The following is a 17997-nucleotide window of genomic DNA, read 5'->3' on the forward strand; positions in this document are numbered from 1 at the left end:
GCGGCTGCAAATCATTCTGTCTTTGCGCTCGGTCAAACGGATTTGCGTCCGGTGCGGTTAGTTTGCCGCACACTGGTCCATAGAGTTAGAGACGCCCATGATGACTTTCCCCGCCACTCTTGCGAAACCGATGCGTTACCTGCCGCTGCCGATTGTGCAGCGCATGACCGCGCTGATGCTGACGCAAATCATGAAGCAACATGCCGATCTGTTTGGCCGCCTCGCGGAACATCGCAACAAACATTATGCGTTTCTGCCAAACGATCTGCCATTTGCTTTTGTGGTTCATCCGGCACGTTCGTCAATCATCGTCAGCCGTAAAAGCCGTTCCTTGAAAGCGGACGCTTCGGTCACGGGACCGCTGTTCATGCTGCTTGCCCTGATGGAGGGACGGCAAGACGCGGACGCACTGTTCTTCTCGCGTGATCTGACGGTCACCGGAGACATGGAGGCCATGCTGGCGCTCAGAAATGCGCTGGATGACAGCGGTGTAGATCTGCCAAACGATCTGGGCAGCATTGCCGGGCCGCTTGGTCCATGGGTGACCAAGGCTGCAAGCAACCTGCGTGGGCGCATCCTGTCTGAAGGCGGGGGTGCGGCATGGAACTGATCTGTCCTGCAGGAACACCCGCCGCCTTTCGTGAGGCCGTCGATGCGGGGGCTGATGCCGTGTATTGCGGTTTCCGTGACGAGACCAATGCCCGCAATTTTCCGGGTCTGAATTTTTCGCGTGAAGAACTGGCGGACGCGATTGTCTATGCCCGCAAACATGGCACACAGACCTTCGTGGCGCTCAACACCTTCATGCGAGCAGGCAGCGAGGAGATTTGGTATCGGGCTGCGGCCGATGCCGTTAAGGCCGGCGCCGATGCGCTTATTCTTGCCGATTTCGGTTTGATGGCCCACGTGGCGGAAACCTTCCCCGAGCAACGTATCCATGTGTCGGTACAAGCCTCCGCTTCCAATGCGGATGCCGTGAACTTCCTCGTCGATGCATTTGGGGCAAAACGGGTTGTGCTGCCACGAACCTTGACCATTCCGGATATTGCCCGTTTGGCACGGCAGATCCGCTGCGAAATTGAGATCTTTGTATTTGGCGGTCTGTGCGTCATGGCGGAAGGGCGCTGTTCGCTCTCGTCCTATGCCACGGGAAAGTCGCCGAACATGAATGGCGTCTGTTCTCCGGCCAGCCATGTGCGTTACCGGCAGGACGGCAAGGACCTGGTGTCGGAGCTTGGCGACTACACCATCAACCGTTTTCCGGATGGTGAGGCGGCGGGTTACCCGACCCTGTGCAAGGGCCGTTTCGATGTGGCCGATGACAAGGGGTATGCCTTTGAAGACCCGGTCTCACTTGATGTGATGGATCAGATTGACGCCCTGCGCGATGCCGGCGTCAGCGCGCTGAAAATCGAAGGCAGACAACGCGGCAAGGCCTATGTGGCCGAGGTTGTGTCCACCCTTCGCAAGGCATTGGATGCCAGCGCCGATGAACGCGGCAAACTTCTGTCGCGGCTCAGGCTTTTGAGTGAAGGCCAGCGCACCACGTCGGGCGCATACGAAAAACGCTGGAGATAATGGCATGTCACAAATAGCAACGCTAACGCTTGGGCCCGTTCTCTATTTGTGGGAAGGGGAAAAGTGGCGTGATTTTTATTTCCGCATCGCTGATGAGGCACCGGTCACCCAGGTCTTTCTCGGTGAAACCGTCTGTTCCAAGCGCTTCCACTTTACCGAACCGCATCTGGCCGAGGTTATCGAACGGCTGGAAAATGCCGGCAAACAGATTGTTCTGTCGACCCTTGCCTTGGTGACGCTGGAGCGCGAAAGCCGCCATGTTCGTGGCCTGATCGCCGACAGCCCTTACCCTGTGGAAGCAAACGACCTTTCGGCCTTGGGCATGTTGCGCGGCACGCCGCATGTCATTGGTCCAATGGTCAATGTGTATAATGCTGCAACGGCACGACTGCTGGCCTCACGTGGCGCCACCGCGATCTGTCTGCCGCCGGAGTTGCCGGTGGAATCGGTCAATCGCATTGTTGCTGACACGCCTGATGTTGAGTTTGAGGTATTTGCATTCGGCCGCATGCCGCTCGCCATTTCGGCGCGCTGTGCCCATGCCCGCTCCAAGGGCAACATCAAGGATAATTGCCAGTTTGTCTGCAAGGATGATCCGGACGGTCTGGCGGTCAAAACGCTTGATCAGCAGTCGTTTCTGGCGCTGAACGGCGTACAGACCGTATCGCACACCTGTCAGTCGCTGCTCGGAGAATTGCGTGATTTGGCGCAGGCGGGTGTTTCCCGTTTCCGTCTCTCGCCGCAGGACTGTGACATGGCGGCGGTTGCCAGGATTTATGATGATGTGCTGACTGGCCGGTGCGATGCCGATGATGGCATCACGCAGATGCAGCGCATCTATCCCGGCGTGCCGCTTTCTAACGGTTTCCATCATGGACGCGAGGGCGCCGCATGGGTTGCCCGCGCCCGCAACACAGCACATGGAGCAAACCTCTGATGATCGATATGCAAAACCCGGTTGAAAAAATGCAGCCGAGAACCCTAAGCGTGAGCGACATTCCCGACGCCATTCATCTGGTGCGCAGTGTCGTCATGAAAAGTGCACTGGACTGTGAGTGTCGCGACAAGGTGGATGCGGCCCTGCAGCAGCTCGAGGCGTTTGAACAGCAGCGCAATCAGGCGAAACTATTGGCGACGGCGCGTGAGGAGCGCCGCAAGATCGGTATCCTCCTGGATATGCTGGGGGATTTTGCCGAGGATGACGAGATGGACAGCGGCATTATCGAAGCGGCTAGCCTGCTGTTTGCAGACATTGCTGCTGCCGCGCAGGAGGGCTCCCGAATTCTCAAGGAAATAACCTCTCCAGAAACATGCGTCTAATTATCATGTTTTCTCTGTTCTTTGTTCCAGAGCAAAGAGCGGGTACTTGCAAAATGTCATCTCCGGGACAGTAAAGTCTATCAAGGGATGAATGGCGTATGCGCTTGTTGGGGACTGGGTTATTTACGGTAACGGCATTGCTCGCCGCCGGGGTTTCGAGTGTTGCGTTGGCACAATCGGCGGCGCCAGGCTCTACGACAGTTTTGGACACCATAACGGTTGAAGGCAAAACATTGTCGGGCGTGGAGCAGGCGCGCAGACGTCTAAAGGCCGTTCCGGGCGGGGTTTCCTCTATTCAGCCGCAGGCGGATGCCGGTCCAGCCGTGCCGACATTGGCCCAAGTGCTGTCTTCGGCTCCCGGCGTTGTTGTTCAACGGTTCTTCGGTGGCAATGACCAGCCGCGTATCCAGATCCGCGGCTCCGGTTTGCAGCAAAACCCGGTTGAACGCGGAATTCTGGTGCTGAAGGATGGCCTGCCAATCAACCGCGCCGATGGCTCCTATATTGTCGGCCTGGCCAATCCGGGGCAGGCCAGTCTTATTGAAGTCTACCGTGGTTACACAGCAAACCGCCTGGGTGCGAGTGTGCTGGGTGGGGCGATCAATTTCGCTTCGCCGGTCGAAAAGGGCACGACGATCTCCGCGGGCGGTGGCAGCTTTGGGCAGGCCGATGTTTCCGCAAGAACCGGTTTTGACGGCGAACGTTTCGCAGCCGGATTTTATGCCGATGTCAGTCGCCGCGACGGTTTCCGCGATTACAACGACTCCCGTCGGGTTAATGTCGGCGGCGTGGTGGAAGCCGAGCTTTCCGACATCGTGAAAACCCGTATCTTTGCCAGCTATACAGATCTTGGTTTTGACGTGGCTGGACCGCTGAACAAGACCGCGATGGAGGCCAATCCGCAACAGGTTTCACCAGGTCCACCCACCAGTCAGGGACCCAATGTCATCCGCGACAAACCGCGTCGTGAAGCCAGCCAGTTCCTGATCGGCTCTCGTACATCAATCGAGCTGGAAGAACATCTGTTCGATATTGGTCTCGGTTACACCTACACCAAGGACATGTTCCGCTTTCCGGTGTCGAGTGGCGTAAGACGCACCGAAGGTGGCGATGTGACCGGCCTGTTGCGTTACGCCTATCAGCCGGATGCTTCTGCCCTGTTGCCGCTGTTTGAAACATCCGTGCAGTACACGGTCGGCTGGTCGGACCGCACCTACAATATCAATCGCGCCGGTGGTGATGGCCCGGCTTTCTCCAGCAATGATCTCGATGCTTCGACGTTATCGTTGAATGCCGGATTGAACATCCCGCTATCCGATACGGTGACGCTGTCGCCTTCCTTGTCCTACACCTATGCAACGCGTGACAGTGAAGATCTCTGGACGGCAGCGACCCGGCCACGTCTGACCTATGGTGCCGGTGGTGGCGTCCTGTCGAGTGTGGCAGCTGTCGATACCAGCTATGAGCGCAGCTACAGCGGCTGGTCACCGGCCATTGCTGCCAGCTGGCGGCCAGATGAAAACAACATGCTGTTTGCCGCGTTGAGCCGCAGCTTTGAACCACCGACCCATGATGATCTTCTCGGCACCACCGGAGGCACACCAAACGCCTCGCCGACAGTCTTTTCGACGCCTGATCTCAACGCGCAAACCGCAACAACGGTGGAGATGGGCTGGCGCGGTGAACGTGGCCTGTGGACCTTCGATGCGACAGCCTATTATTCCTGGGTCGACAATGAGCTGTTGAGCCTGCGCGATAGCAGCGGTTCCTTACTGGCAGCCTTCAATGCCGACAACACGACCCATGCCGGTCTTGAACTTGGTGTGTCCGGCGAAATCATCGACGGGTTGACGGCGCGCGTGGGCTATTTGCTGCAGGACTTCCGGTTCCATGACGATCCGGTGCGTGGCAACAACCGACTGGCCGGAGCGCCGCGTCATGTCGTCAATCTCGCCCTGCAACATGCCCTGACTGAGCAGTGGGACATTGTTGCGGCCTTGCAATGGGTGCCCTTCAAAACCCCGGTTGATAATATGAATACGGTGCTTGCCGATCCTTACGCTATTGTCGATGTGAAGAGCGAATATAGCATCAACGATACGCTGTCGGTCTATGGCGCAGTCACCAATGTCTTCGACAAGACCTATGCCTCCTCCACGCTCATTCTTGATCAGGCAAGCGCCGGCCAGGCGGTTTACCTGCCTGGTGATGGACGTGCGTTTTATGCCGGCATCAAGGCACGTTTTTAACGAAAGGACTGGATCATGACTTTGTTTACACGCCGCCAAACCCTTTCGGCACTGTCAGCCTTTACGGTCGCCGGTCTCGCCGCACCCTCGCTGCTGAGGGCTGAGGCACCGCTGACCTTTTATGGCCCACCGGCGGCACCATCAGCCGTGCTTGCCCATGCGGTTAAGGGTGGTTTTCTGAACGAGGTTGCGCCAGGTGCGATCTTCAAGGCGTGGAAAACACCGGATGAAATGCGCGCGGCCGTCGCTTCCGGTTCAATGGGGGCGGTCGTCATGCCAAGTTACGGCGCGGCCAATCTTCACAATCGTGGGCTGGGCATCGGCTTCCTGAACGTTCTGACCACCGGGCTTCTCTACATCGTGTCGAAAGACGAAACGCTGACGACACTGGAAAGCCTGAAAGGCAAGACAGTTGCCTTGCCGTTCAAGAACGACATGCCCGACTTCGTGCTGGCCCGACTGATCGCAGAACAGGGCATCAAGCCAGGGGAAATCGCACTTGAATATGCCGCTTCCCCACCGGAAGCCGTGCAGCTGTTGTTGACGGGCAGAGTGGATGCCGCGTTGCTCAGCGAACCCGCGGCAACCGCCGTCTTGATCAAGGCCAAATCCTTTTTCATGACCGTGCATCGCACCATTGATGTGCAGAAGGAATGGGCCAGGGTGTCCGGCAAAGCTGAAATTCCGCAGGCTGGTTTGGCGCTGACATCGGAGTTTCAGCAGAAGCTCGGCAAGGCTGGCATCGCTGCATTGCAGACGGGTATCGAGACAGCGCTGGCAAGTGCCATTGCCAATCCGCAGACCGCCGCAGAGGCCGCTGCCGATGCGCTGGGCTTCCCGGCTGACATTATCGCTGCTTCCTTCCCGACCAGCCACCTGTCGGCATTGAAAGCCAGTGCAGCGCGGGCTGATCTCGAGGCCTTCTATGATGAGCTTGCCAAGGCTAACCCCGCCATTATCGGTGGTAAAAAGCCGGATGACAGCTTCTATCTGGTGTGAATGACATGAACCGTATTCTCGAAGGTTTCGGCTGGACTGGGCGCTATCTCTGGGCGGGGTGGGCCGGACTTTCGGGAATATTCTGTTTTCTCGCTGCCTGGCAGGCCGGGCATGAAATCTACGGCTCGTTCATTCTGCCGTCGCCGGGAGAGACGTTTTCCGCGATTGCGCAACTGGCAGCTCGGCCAGATTTCTTCGACATTCTGTCGCAAAGCGCGGTGCGTGCGCTTGCCGGTTTTGTGATCGCGGCTGGCATCGGCACGACAGCTGGACTGCTGGCAGGTTATTCCTTTGCGGCCATGCGATTGATGAAGCCGGTGGTGACGGTGATGCTGGGCGTGCCGCCGATCGGCTGGATCGTGCTGGCGCTGATCTGGTTTGGGTCATCCGGCGGCACGGCTGTCATGACCGTGGTAATTGCCTCCGCTCCGGTGTCCTTTGCCGGTGCACTGGAAGGGGTAGCCAAACGTGACCGGCAGTTTGAGGTCATGGCGCAGGCTTTTGGGGCATCGTGGTTTTATCGCCTGCGCACGGTCACGCTTCCCCATGTGTTGTCCTACCTGTTTCCCGCTTGGACCACGACGGCCGGCAGCGCATGGAAGGTCACCGTCATGGCAGAGCTTCTTTCCAATTCTGGTGGTATTGGCGGTGAACTGGCAACGGCGCGGGCCCTGTTCGACATTCCGCAGGTAACGGCGTGGCTGGCGATCACCGTAACGCTGGCACTGCTGACCGATTACGGATTGCTGCATCTGCTGCGCGAAGCGTTGGAGCGGTGGCGGGCCGCCGGGCTGCCATGGGGTGTGAAACGATGAATGGCACTGTTGCCCTGCATTTTGAGCGTGTCGGTCACGCCTTTCTCGGACGGACCCTGTTTGAAGATTTCGATCTGGATGTCACCAAGGGTGAAACCGTTGCTCTGCTCGGTCCTTCCGGTAGCGGTAAGACGACCATCCTGCAAATTGCCGCTGGCATTATCGAACCGGTGAAGGGCCGTCTGCAGAGAGGCTATCACCGGCAGGGGTTGGTGTTTCAGGAACCGCGGCTTTTGCCGTGGATGACATTGATCGACAATATTGCCTATGGTCTTGCGGCCGAGGGCATGTCGAAACGCGAACGCCGGCAGATTGCCAGTGCCTTTGCGCTGGAAGTCGGGTTGGAAGAAACCGATTTTACAAAATACCCGGTTGAGCTTTCCGGCGGCATGCGTCAACGCGCCGGAGTGGCACGGGCGCTTTCCGTAGATCCGGATATGCTGTTTCTCGATGAGCCGTTCAGTGCCGTGGATGTCGGCTTGCGACGCCATTTGCAGGATTTGTTGATTGCGGCAGCGACCAGACGCGGTTTCGCCACCCTGCTGGTGACGCATGATCTTTATGAGGCGCTGCGGGTCGCGAACCGGCTGATTGTGCTTTCCGGGTTTGATGGTCGGGTGCTTGCCAATTATCTGCCTGACGGGCAGCCGGGGCAGCGTCAGGAACGGATGATCTTTGAAGAGGCAGACCGACTGTCGCGTGATCCGGCATTCGGTGAGTTGTTTTCGGCACGGGAGCGGCGCCGATGAAACGGCATCCGATCCTGTCCGAAGCGTTGCGGTTGTTCTTTCCGCTTGCAGCCCTGCATGGCGCCCTCTGGCCTTTCTTATGGGTGCTGGTGGGCGGTTATGACCTGCCATTTGCTCACGATATAACCCCGTCGCAATGGCATGCGCATGAGATGATTTTTGGCACCTATGGCATGGCCTTGGCCGGATTTCTGGTGGCCGCCGTGCCAGAATGGACCGATACCAAAACCAGCACCGGCAATACGCTGCTCTGTCTTGCCGCACTTTGGTTGCCCGCCCGGATTATCGGTGCTTTGGGAGCTGATGCTTTAAGCCTGCTCGCAGGTGTGTTTGATCTTGCATTTCTGGTTGGCATCGCCGCTATCATTGGCAGGGCGATGCTGGAGAGGCGCACGACAAAACATCTGGCATTTCTGGCTTGGCTGCTTTTGTTTGCCGGGGCTGAGGCCGGTGTTCGTTATGCCTGGCAGGTTGGCGATGTTGAACTGGCATCTCGTATGCTGGAAGCCGCCCTTTGCATTTTCATCGTGTTGTTTTCCTTGTCGGCCTCGCGCATCAATGTCGTTGTCATCAATCTGGCGCTTGATCCCACGGGCGAAAGCTCGCCTTACCGGCCGCATCCCGGACGCAGACACATGGCGGGTGCCATGGTCACGCTCTATCTGGTGGCAAAACTCGCCTTCCCAGACAGTGACGTGTCTGCATGGCTTGCTCTTGCTGCCGGCGCTGCATTTTTCGACCGGCTGGCTGAATGGTTTGTCGGCCGCGCTGCGTTCAAAACCGAGGTTCTACTGCTGGCTTTTGGCAATGCGTTTGCGGGCATCGGTTTTCTGGCGCTTGGGGCAACCCGTCTTAGTTTTAACCTATCGTCAGCTGCCGGTCTGCACATGTTGTCGCTGGGCGCGCTCGGCTGCGCTGTAATGGCGGTGTTTATCATCGCCGGTCTTCGTCATACGGGGCGCAACCTCGACCGTTTGCCATGGCAGGCGCATGTTTCTGCTGGTCTGATGATCCTTGCCGCACTGGTTCGGGTGCTTCCCGAGTTTGATGCACTATCCACTATAGCGCCCTATCATCATGGTCTGAGTGCTGCCTTGTGGGCGCTGAGTTTTGGCGTGTGGTTGCATGGCTTCATGCCATTCATGCTGCGACCGGGCGTCGATGAGCAGGGGGCTTGTGGCTGATCTGAGTGTGTTACACCTCTGTGTTCGCCCCTGAATTCACTGCCCGTTGTGTAGGCATGGCAAATTGATGCTGCCGATTTTTGTGCCTTGAACCTAAAATCAATCCCAAGCGTGGACCCGTGTGCGGGCATTTTTCGCTGCAATTACAATCCCGTTTTTATTTGGCACGCTTGTTGCTTCGTTTTGAAGGCGTCCAACGGCGGGCGCTTATAGCAAAGCTGCTGATCTGAAACTGACGTTCCTAAAGGAGCGGCAATTTTCGATCTGCAGCTTTTTTGTTTTTGGGATTTTTAAAAGATCGGAAGGTCTTGCTCGAACCGGGTGATGTGTATGCAGGTTTTGCCATGACAGATACCAGAACGGTCAAAGGTTCCTGTCCCTATTGTGGTGTCGGCTGCGGTATCGTGATGCAAGTCAAGGATAACCGCGTCGTCAAGGTTTCCGGCGATAAGACCCACCCGGCAAATTTTGGCCGGCTTTGCACGAAGGGCAATAGCTGTGCGCAGGTTATCGCTGATCCAGGCCGGATGGATAAGGCGCATATGCGCCATGGACGCGACCAGGACCAGGTTCCGGTTGCCGTTGAAAAGGCGATCAAGGAAACCGCACAGAGGCTGAATGCGATTATTGAACGGCACGGGGCGGATGCGGTTTCACTCTACGTGTCCGGCCAGATGTCGCTCGAGGCGCAATATCTGTCCAACAAGCTGGCCAAGGGATTTATCCGCACCAAACATATCGAATCCAACTCGCGCCTTTGCATGGCAAGTGCTGGCAGTGGCTACAAACTGTCACTTGGCTCTGATGGACCGCCCGGTTCTTACGAGGATTTCGACAAGGCCGACCTGTTTTTTGTGATCGGCGCCAATATGGCTGATTGTCATCCGATCCTGTTCTTGCGGATGATGGACCGCGTCAAACAGGGTGCCCGTCTTATCGTGGTTGATCCGCGCCGTAATGGCACGGCGGTCAAGGCGAACCTGTTTCTACAAATTCGGCCGGGAACCGATCTGGCGCTGCTCAACGGTCTTCTGCATCTGATTGTCAAAAACGGCCATACAGACAGCGGCTTTATCGCCGAGTTCACTGAAGGCTGGCAGCAAATGCCTGCTTTTCTGGCCGATTACACGCCTGAAAAAGTCTCTGACATTACCGGGCTTGCAGTCACAGATATTCTGCAGGCTGCTGACATGATGGGTGCGGCGCGGGAGTTGCTGAGCTGCTGGACCATGGGGCTGAATCAAAGCACGCATGGCACCTGGAACACCAATGCGATCTGCAATCTGCACCTCGCCATGGGCAAGATCTGTCGGCCCGGGAGCGGACCTTTCTCGCTGACCGGCCAGCCCAATGCCATGGGTGGGCGTGAAATGGGCTACATGGGTCCGGGTTTGCCGGGCCAGCGTTCCGCACTTGTTGAAGCAGACCGAACCTTCGTCGAAGATCTATGGAACATTCCGCATGGCAGCTTGCGGGCGGAAGCGGGTGGTGGGACGGTTTCGATGTTTCAGGAGATGGCGGACGGGCTGATCAAGGCCTGCTGGATCATCTGCACCAACCCGGTTGCCAGCGTTGCTAACCGCGACAATGTCCTGAAGGGTTTGAAGGCAGCCGAGCTTGTAGTGGTGCAAGACGCGTTTCTCGACACGGAAACCAATATCTACGCCGATATTCTCCTGCCCGGCGCGTTATGGGCCGAAGGCGACAGCGTCTTGATCAATTCGGAGCGCAACATCACGCTGACACCAAAAGCGGTTGAGCCACCGGGCGATGCGATGCCCGACTGGTTGCTGATTACCCGTGTTGCGCAGGAAATGGGATATGCCGAGGCATTCAGCTACACCTCTTCAGCGGAGGTTTTTGAAGAGATCAAACAGGCCTGGAACCCGAAAACCGGATACGATATTCGTGGGGCAAGCCATGAACGGTTAAGCCGTAGCCCATTGCAGTGGCCGGTGGCATCGACAGAAAGCCCGTCGCGTAACCCGATCCGCTACCTTTGTGACGGCCAGAGCCAACCCCTCAATATGGACGAGTCTGGAGCTCCACGGCTGGTGTTTGCCGCGGCCAGCGGCAAGGCTGTATTTATCCCACGGCCGCATATGAAGCCCGCTGAAATGCCGGGGGCGGAGCGACCCTTCGTTCTGAATACCGGCCGCTTGCAGCACCAGTGGCATACGATGACCAAGACCGGCAAGATCGCTACGCTGAACAAGCTCAACCCCGGTCCGTTTGTCGAGATCCATCCTGAGGATGCTGCCGAATTTGGCATTGAAGACAAGGACAGGGTGGAAATCAGAAGCGCACGCGGACGGGCTATTCTACCGGCTGTGGTCACCGACCGTGTTTTGCCCGGTAATTGTTTCGCGCCATTTCACTGGAACGATGTGTTTGGCGATGATCTCGCCATCAATGCTGTGACCAGTGATGCGGTTGATCCGATCTCCCTTCAACCCGAATTCAAATTTACGGCCGTTTCAATTCGCCTCAGCGAAAAAGCCAACAAGCCCGCATCCGCAAAGGAGACCTTCCCCGTGAACGCCATTGCAGATCCAGCCACCGCCTTTTCTCTTTCTCCCGTGTCGGAAATTGCCGCTTTCAGCAGGATGACCGGTGTCAGTCTGGCGCCTGCACCGGTGTTGACCACTCCCGAGCAGACCTATCTGCAAGGCTTTATAACTGGCCTAAATGCGGCAGCGACTTTGGGTACTATTGAAACACCGGTTCTGCCTGACAATGCGCCCTTTGTGCAGGAACGCCGACTGTTAATCGATGGCATGCTGGCGGGGCTTTTTTCACGCAGTCGCCTTAGACAGGCTGATACGGTGCCGCTGGCGCCGTTTCTTGTGCCGACGGACAGTGTGGAAGGCGCAGGTCAAAGCATTGTTATTGCCTGGGCATCGCAGACCGGCAATGCGGAAACGGCAGCGATTGCTTTTGCCAAACAACTGGCTGCACAGGGCAAACATCACCGGCTTGTTGCCTTGGAAGACCTGTCAATTGAGGATATGGCGAGTAGCGGCATCTGCCTGTTTTTCGTCAGCACCTTTGGTGATGGTGATCCGCCCGATGGAGGCGAGGCGTTCTGGACGATGTTGAATGCGGAGAACGCCCCGCGACTGGAGAGGCTTCACTATTCTGTCTGTGCATTTGGCGACAGCAATTACGACCAGTTCTGCGGTTTTGGCCGTAAGCTGGACCAGCGGCTGGCGACACTTGGGGCGCAGCGCCTGACTGAGCGGATGGATTGCGAGCCGGATTATCAGGACGTCATTGTCGAGTGGGAAACACGTGTCCACGAACAACTGCAGCCAAAAAAGGAGGCGGCAGTTGCCTCAGCCTCATCATCGGTCGGTTTCGTTGAGACCGCGAAGTCGGATGCCAAACCGGCTTTTACGCGCAAAGCTCCCTACACGTCTCGGCTTCTGGTCAATCGATGCCTGACGAAAGAGGGCGGGGCAAAGGACGTTCGCCAGTTTGTATTTGATCTTGGCGAAAGCGGTATGGTTTACGAGGCCGGGGATGCGCTGGGCGTGTGGCCTAGTAACTGCCCGATGTTGGCGGAAGAAATTCTGACCTCACTTCACTTGGATGCCGATAGTCCTGTGACGCTTGATGGTCTGGGCGAGATGTCAGTTTTCGAGGCGCTTCAACGCCATCTCGAGATTGGTAAGGCAAGTGCTGATTTTGCAAAGTCGTGGGCGGCACTGTCCGGCAACAAAGCCCTGACCGACATTCTGGCTGGTGGGAAGGCGCAGCTGGCGAACTGGCTGTGGGGCCGGCAGATTGCCGATGTGGTGGCTTTTGCGCCTTGTTCCCTTGGTGCTCAGGATCTGGTTGGCAATCTCAAACGGCTTCAGCCGCGGCTTTATTCGATTGCGTCCAGCCCGAAATTACATCCTCACGAAGTTCATCTGACCGTCTCTGTTGTTCGCTATCTCAATGAAAGGATGAGCCGTTCAGGTACAGCCTCGGCATTTCTGGCAGATCGTGCCACGGACTGTCCGGTGCCGATTTTTGTGCAGCCTTCCGCGCATTTTCGTCCACCGCACAATTCAGATGCCCCCGTGATCATGGTGGGGCCTGGCACCGGCATTGCGCCGTTCCGGGGCTTTCTTCAGGACCGGCAAGCTACGGGCGCGAAAGGACAAAACTGGCTGTTCTTCGGTGAGCAACGGCAAGCAACTGATTTTTATTATCGTGAGGAATTGGAGCAGTGGCAGAAAACCGGCCACCTCAACCGTCTTGATCTGGCCTTTTCCCGCGATCAGGACGCAAAAATCTACGTTCAGCACCGCATGCAAGAGCAGGGTGCCGCGCTGTTTTCCTGGTTGGAGGAGGGAGCGCATTTCTACATTTGTGGTGACGCAAGCCATATGGCACGGGATGTGGATACCGCTCTTAGGGATATTGTTGCCAGGCATGGCAACATGGATCGTGATGCCGCCGAGGCATATGTGAAGCGGCTTTCATCCGAAAAACGTTACCTTAGGGATGTCTACTGAGCAGGCTGCCGTAGCGTGCTTGTTCGTGTCCGAAATGGACAAGCGCAGCGGTCTATCAAAAGAATGTTGGCAAGCCGCGCGATTGTTCCTAAGAATCGCTTCTGCGGCATTCATCACCAATCCTGCCGTATCGAAATCACGAAGTGGACGGCAAGCTTTGGGACTGGATAATACTTTTGATACAGCCAGGGATCGCGCCTTGCTGGAGGCTCTGTTCAAAGCGGCAGTTGAGGCTGCTGACCCGTTAATCGGCATTAAAAAACATCTGCCGTCACCGCCGAAGAATGGCCGCACGGTGGTTATCGGTGCCGGAAAAGGCGCTGCACAAATGGCCGCTGCTCTTGAAAGTCTGTGGCCTGAACCGCTGAGCGGTGTGGTGGTGACCCGCTACGGATATGGTTGTAAGACGCAATCAATCGAGGTTATTGAGGCCGCCCACCCGGTGCCGGATGAAAATGGGCTTGCTGGGGCCAAGCGGCTTTTCGAGACCATTTCTGGGCTTTCAGAAAATGATCTGGTGATCGCACTGATCTGCGGTGGTGGTTCGGCTTTGTTACCTGCGCCGCCAGAAGGTTTGACGCTTCAGGACGAGATCGCCCTCAATGAGTTGCTACTGGCGTCGGGGGCGCCAATCTCTGCAATGAATATCGTGCGCAAACATCTTTCCACCATCAAGGGTGGTCGTCTTGCCGCGGCGACAAAAGCCCGGGTCGTCAGCCTGATCGTATCGGATATTCCCGGCGACAATCCAGCATTTGTGGCATCGGGCCCAACCATTCCGGATGACACGACGCGGCAGGATGCGCTTGAGATCGTCAGGCAGTACAAACTTGCCCTGCCGGAGGCCGCATTGCGGCATCTGAATTCGCCAGCAGCGGATGCGCCACATCCCGGTGATGTCGTTTTTGCACGCAACAGCCAACACATCATTGCCTCCGCCAGCGTTTCACTGGAGGTCGCCGCAGATGTTGCCCGGTCGCACGGGCTGGAGGCTCATATCCTGTCTGACTCGATTGAGGGCGAAGCGCGTGAGGTGGCGTCGGTGCATGCCGCATTGGCGCGCGAAGTGGCTGTTCGCAACCGGCCTTTTCGCAAACCTGTGGTTCTGCTGTCCGGTGGAGAAACCACCGTCACCTTGCGGCAAAAAGGTGGGCGAGGCGGCCGCAATGGTGAGTTTGCGCTTGCCTTTGCCATTGGCATCAACGGCGCTGATATCAGCGCACTTGCCGCAGATACCGATGGGATCGATGGTTCCGAAGATAATGCCGGTGCCTTTGTTGATGGTAGAACCGTACAACGGCTGCGGGCTGCCGGACTTGATCCACGGGTCTTGCTGGATGGCAATGACAGCTTCAGCGGCTTTTCTGCTATTGGCGATATATTTCACACCGGTCCAACCGGTACCAATGTCAATGATTTTCGCGCCATTCTGGTCCGCTGACCCCTACGCGCAATGAGAGCATGTCCATGATTCTGTGTTTTGATATTGGCGGCACCACGATCAAGGGTGCCTTGGCGTATTCGGTTGAAGACATTCGCCTTTTGCCGCGCGTCACAACGCCGAAAGATGATTTCACAGCGTTCGTCGGCGTGCTCCGTCAGGCGGTTGAAGACTGCGAAACGAAGCCTGAATGTGTGTCGATTTCGATTGCCGGTGTTGTCGATGAAGACAATGGTTGGGCAACCGTTGCCAATATTCCCTGCATTCACGGGCGTGATCTGAAAGCTGATCTCGAGGTCGAGCTTGGCCTGCCGGTTATCGTTGCCAATGATGCCGACTGTTTTGTGATGGCGGAAGCCGGCATTGGTGCCGGCAAAGGCCACCGGGTGGTTTTTGGTGTTATCCTCGGGACAGGTGTTGGCGGCGGACTGGTGATTGATGGCAAGCTGATCAATGCCAATGGCGGGTTTGCCGGCGAATGGGGGCATGCTCCGGTCGCTGCGACACAAGCGGGCAATCCACCGGCTCATATTCCGCCGTTCCGCTGCGGTTGCGGTCTTCACGGCTGCATCGACGCAACCTGTAGCGCGCGCGGTCTGGAGAAATTGCACGAGCTTCTGCATCAAGAAGAGAAGTCCAGCCAGCAGATCATTGATCTCTGGTGTGCGGGCGATGAAAAAGCCAGCCGTACCATCGATGTCGAGGTCGATCTGCTTGCCTCGCCGCTTGCACTGGTGGTCAACGTTACGGGCGCTAGCATCGTGCCAGTTGGTGGCGGTCTTTCGAATTCGCAGGAATTGCTGTCGGCGCTTGATGACGCGGTGCGCAGTCGTATCCTGCGCAAAATTTCCCGACCGCTTGTGGTCAAGGCGCAGTGCGCCATTGAGCCGGGACTGGTGGGTGCTGCGGTGCTTGGGCTCGCGTCACTTGGCGACTGAAAGCACACGTACTTATTGCAAATAGATATCAGCCGGGCCATCGCCGCGCCCGGTGGTTAGCCAGTTGCGGGTGACGCCAAGAATACTGGCAATGGGATCGAGATAATTTTCCGGCGGTTCATCGCGGTCATTTTCCCAGTGCGACCAGACCAGTGCGGAAATTCCAAGCTTTGCAGTGACGATTTCGGTTGAAAGCTGTGCTGCATCACGGGCCAGCGAGAGACGGCCACCGATCGTGTCGTCATGGGCGGAGAAGGTCGGGAAAGAATGGATTGTCACAAGATATCACCTGCCGGTCATCACGGTAACAGCCGGGCGATTTGGACCGCCCGGCTGTAAAATTATCAGCCTTTTTCTTCGCCGACCCATGCGGCGATCTGATCGGGATGATCTTCAATGTATTTGGCAACGGCCTCGTCGTAGGAGGTTTCCTGAGCATTGAACATCGCGGCTTCCAGATCGGCAATTGGCAGCTTCATGCGTGACAGGAACTCGGCGACCTTAGGGTTTTCTTCCTTCAGGCCTTTACGAGCCAAAATGTCGACATGTTCTGCTTCGCCAAGCGAGTTTTTAGGATCGGCGATGTAGCGAAGCTTGTATTTGCCAAACATCCAGTGTGGGCTCCACGAGGTGGCGACAAACCATTTTTCAGACCGCATGGCGCGGTCGACAGTGGTCAGCATGCCGGCTTCACTGGAAATCTGCAGCTTGTAGTCGCTCAAGGCGTAGTCTTTCAGTGCCTGTTCGGACAGACGTGTCAGGCCCGCGCCAGGATCAATGCCCTGAACGGTGTTAGCCAGCTGTTTTTTCACGTCATCCTTGGCCAGATCTTCGATCGAGGCGATGGCATCTTCCGGAATGTAGTCGGGAACGACCCATCCGAGCTTTGCACCTTCGTAAACGGTGCCAAGGGTCTCAACCTTGTCTTTGACCTTGTCATAATAATCCGCATGGGTCTGCGGCAGCCACGCCATCATCATGGCGTCAATGTCACCACGGCTGACACCCTGATAGAGCGGTGCAACATCTGTCTGCACCAGTTCAACCTTGGTGCCCAACTTATCTGTGATGACCTTGGCGGCAAGTTTGGTAACAAACTCGGCATCCGACCATGCTGCCCAGCCGATTTTGACTGGCTTGGCATCCTGCGCGACGGAAAGTGTCGCCGTGCTGCCAAACATCATGGCTGCAAGGCCAAGGGTTGCGATTGTCTTGAACATATGTGCTCCTTTTTTGAAGGTTCGCATGGGGCGGGTTTGAGCCCGCTTATGGGGAAAGTTAGTTGGTGGCAGTGACCAGTTGTGGTTCGCGGGCGTTCTTGTGAAACAGCACACGCCAGAAGGCAGGGCGTTCCTTGCCAAGGCTCTGGGTGATGCGGTCCAGAATGACAGCAAGAATGACGACGGCGATGCCACCTTCAAAACCGGTGCCAACATCAAGGCGCTGAATGCCTGTCAACACGGTATTACCGATGCCGCCTGCGCCAATCATCGAGGCGATGACCACCATGGAAAGCGACAGCATGATCGTCTGGTTGATGCCGGCCATGATGGATGGCATGGCGTTCGGTAACTGTACCTTGAGCAACAGCTGCGAGGGCGTGCAGCCAAAGGCGAGACCTGCTTCGATAAATTCTGCATGCACCTGGCGAATACCCAGATTGGTCAGGCGAACGACCGGTGGCATGGAGAAAATGACGGTGGCTATAGTGCCCGGTACCGCGCCAAGACCGAAGAACATGGCAGCGGGAATAAGATAAACGAAGGCTGGCATCGTCTGCATGAGGTCCAGCGTTGGACGGGCAACCGCGGCGACCTTGTCATTGCGCGCCATGGCAATGCCCATTGGCAGGCCAAGCAGCATGGCGATGATGGTCGATGCCAACACCAGCGACAGGGTCTCCATCATTGCTGACCACAGTTGCATATGGTTGACGAGATAAAGCGACAGGGCCGTGAAAACCGCAAAACCTGCGCCGACGCGCCAGAGAGCCAGCGCGACAAAAATGGCCATGCCAAGTGGCATGGGAATGGCCAGCAAGCTGTCCTGAATGCCGCTGGTTACGAAGCCGATTGCTGCGGCGATGAAATCCAGTGCAGGGGAAAAGTTATCCAGAATGTAATTGACGGCAATGTCTATACCGTCTCCGATATCGAAATTCATGAGAGGGTCCAATTGTTGCGGCGACGACGAAGAACGGCGTGAGCTGTTCCATCCGC

General features: G+C 56.9%; 15 protein-coding genes. 12 read left to right on the forward strand and 3 right to left on the reverse strand.

Annotation, left to right across the window (positions count from 1 at the left end; genetic code table 11):
• Positions 1–97: 97 nt before the first annotated feature.
• The 12 genes from M2418_RS00105 (at position 98) to M2418_RS00160 (ending at position 15778) form a co-directional block, all read left to right on the forward strand.
• Positions 98–610, forward strand: coding sequence for an SCP2 domain-containing protein (locus M2418_RS00105; protein ID WP_259142025.1), 513 nt, complete (start codon positions 98–100; stop codon positions 608–610).
• The gene (locus M2418_RS00110) at positions 601–1578 is read left to right on the forward strand and encodes a peptidase U32 family protein (RefSeq protein ID WP_192487927.1); all 978 of its coding nucleotides are present in this window, start codon (positions 601–603) and stop codon (positions 1576–1578) included. Before M2418_RS00105 ends, M2418_RS00110 begins: the two co-directional genes overlap by 10 nt.
• A gap of 4 nt (positions 1579–1582) precedes the next feature.
• Positions 1583–2515, forward strand: coding sequence for a U32 family peptidase (locus M2418_RS00115; protein WP_259142032.1), 933 nt, complete (start codon positions 1583–1585; stop codon positions 2513–2515).
• Positions 2515–2898, forward strand: coding sequence for a hypothetical protein (locus M2418_RS00120; RefSeq protein ID WP_259142034.1), 384 nt, complete (start codon positions 2515–2517; stop codon positions 2896–2898). The genes M2418_RS00115 and M2418_RS00120 overlap by 1 nt, the downstream gene beginning before the upstream one ends.
• A 167-nt stretch (positions 2899–3065) precedes the next feature.
• Complete coding sequence (locus M2418_RS00125; protein ID WP_259142036.1) at positions 3066–5147, forward strand: TonB-dependent receptor; 2082 nt, start codon at positions 3066–3068, stop codon at positions 5145–5147.
• 15 nt (positions 5148–5162) lie between these two features.
• The gene (locus M2418_RS00130; protein WP_259142048.1) at positions 5163–6146 is read left to right on the forward strand and encodes an ABC transporter substrate-binding protein; all 984 of its coding nucleotides are present in this window, start codon (positions 5163–5165) and stop codon (positions 6144–6146) included.
• 5 nt (positions 6147–6151) lie between these two features.
• Entirely contained in the window at positions 6152–6961 is an 810-nt protein-coding gene (locus tag M2418_RS00135) for an ABC transporter permease (protein ID WP_259142051.1), read from the forward strand.
• Positions 6958–7710, forward strand: a complete 753-nt coding sequence (locus tag M2418_RS00140; RefSeq protein WP_259142067.1) for an ABC transporter ATP-binding protein — start codon at positions 6958–6960, stop codon at positions 7708–7710. The genes M2418_RS00135 and M2418_RS00140 overlap by 4 nt, the downstream gene beginning before the upstream one ends.
• On the forward strand, positions 7707–8894 hold the full coding sequence (locus M2418_RS00145) for an NnrS family protein (RefSeq protein ID WP_259142069.1): 1188 nt from the start codon (positions 7707–7709) through the stop codon (positions 8892–8894). The genes M2418_RS00140 and M2418_RS00145 overlap by 4 nt, the downstream gene beginning before the upstream one ends.
• 344 nt (positions 8895–9238) lie before the next feature.
• Complete coding sequence (locus tag M2418_RS00150; protein WP_259142071.1) at positions 9239–13399, forward strand: bifunctional nitrate reductase/sulfite reductase flavoprotein subunit alpha; 4161 nt, start codon at positions 9239–9241, stop codon at positions 13397–13399.
• 34 nt (positions 13400–13433) lie between these two features.
• Positions 13434–14840 (forward strand): glycerate kinase, encoded by a 1407-nt coding sequence (locus M2418_RS00155; RefSeq protein WP_405049351.1) that lies wholly within the window; start codon positions 13434–13436, stop codon positions 14838–14840.
• 26 nt (positions 14841–14866) lie between these two features.
• Positions 14867–15778, forward strand: a complete 912-nt coding sequence (locus M2418_RS00160) for an ROK family protein (RefSeq protein WP_259144658.1) — start codon at positions 14867–14869, stop codon at positions 15776–15778.
• A gap of 12 nt (positions 15779–15790) precedes the next feature.
• Here M2418_RS00160 and M2418_RS00165 read toward each other — a convergent pair whose 3' ends face one another.
• From M2418_RS00165 to M2418_RS00175, 3 genes are all read right to left on the reverse strand, one after another.
• Positions 15791–16057, reverse strand: coding sequence for a helix-turn-helix domain-containing protein (locus M2418_RS00165; RefSeq protein WP_250982342.1), 267 nt, complete (start codon positions 16055–16057; stop codon positions 15791–15793).
• A gap of 65 nt (positions 16058–16122) precedes the next feature.
• Positions 16123–16998, reverse strand: a complete 876-nt coding sequence (locus tag M2418_RS00170; protein WP_192487938.1) for a glycine betaine ABC transporter substrate-binding protein — start codon at positions 16996–16998, stop codon at positions 16123–16125.
• Between the two features lie 58 nt (positions 16999–17056).
• Positions 17057–17941, reverse strand: a complete 885-nt coding sequence (locus tag M2418_RS00175; RefSeq protein WP_405049352.1) for an ABC transporter permease — start codon at positions 17939–17941, stop codon at positions 17057–17059.
• Between the last annotated feature and the right edge of the window lie 56 nt (positions 17942–17997).

Source organism: Rhizobium sp. BIGb0125 (genome assembly GCF_024810055.1).
Lineage (GTDB): Bacteria > Pseudomonadota > Alphaproteobacteria > Rhizobiales > Rhizobiaceae > Agrobacterium.

Coding starts and splice junctions, on each gene's coding strand:
- M2418_RS00105 (WP_259142025.1), top strand. CDS start 98: ATGATGACTTTCCCCGCCACTCTTGCGAAACCGATGCGTTACCTGCCG.
- M2418_RS00110 (WP_192487927.1), top strand. CDS start 601: ATGGAACTGATCTGTCCTGCAGGAACACCCGCCGCCTTTCGTGAGGCC.
- M2418_RS00115 (WP_259142032.1), top strand. CDS start 1,583: ATGTCACAAATAGCAACGCTAACGCTTGGGCCCGTTCTCTATTTGTGG.
- M2418_RS00120 (WP_259142034.1), top strand. CDS start 2,515: ATGATCGATATGCAAAACCCGGTTGAAAAAATGCAGCCGAGAACCCTA.
- M2418_RS00130 (WP_259142048.1), top strand. CDS start 5,163: ATGACTTTGTTTACACGCCGCCAAACCCTTTCGGCACTGTCAGCCTTT.
- M2418_RS00135 (WP_259142051.1), top strand. CDS start 6,152: ATGAACCGTATTCTCGAAGGTTTCGGCTGGACTGGGCGCTATCTCTGG.
- M2418_RS00140 (WP_259142067.1), top strand. CDS start 6,958: ATGAATGGCACTGTTGCCCTGCATTTTGAGCGTGTCGGTCACGCCTTT.
- M2418_RS00145 (WP_259142069.1), top strand. CDS start 7,707: ATGAAACGGCATCCGATCCTGTCCGAAGCGTTGCGGTTGTTCTTTCCG.
- M2418_RS00150 (WP_259142071.1), top strand. CDS start 9,239: ATGACAGATACCAGAACGGTCAAAGGTTCCTGTCCCTATTGTGGTGTC.
- M2418_RS00155 (WP_405049351.1), top strand. CDS start 13,434: ATGGACAAGCGCAGCGGTCTATCAAAAGAATGTTGGCAAGCCGCGCGA.
- M2418_RS00160 (WP_259144658.1), top strand. CDS start 14,867: ATGATTCTGTGTTTTGATATTGGCGGCACCACGATCAAGGGTGCCTTG.
- M2418_RS00170 (WP_192487938.1), bottom strand. CDS start 16,998: ATGTTCAAGACAATCGCAACCCTTGGCCTTGCAGCCATGATGTTTGGC.
- M2418_RS00175 (WP_405049352.1), bottom strand. CDS start 17,941: ATGAATTTCGATATCGGAGACGGTATAGACATTGCCGTCAATTACATT.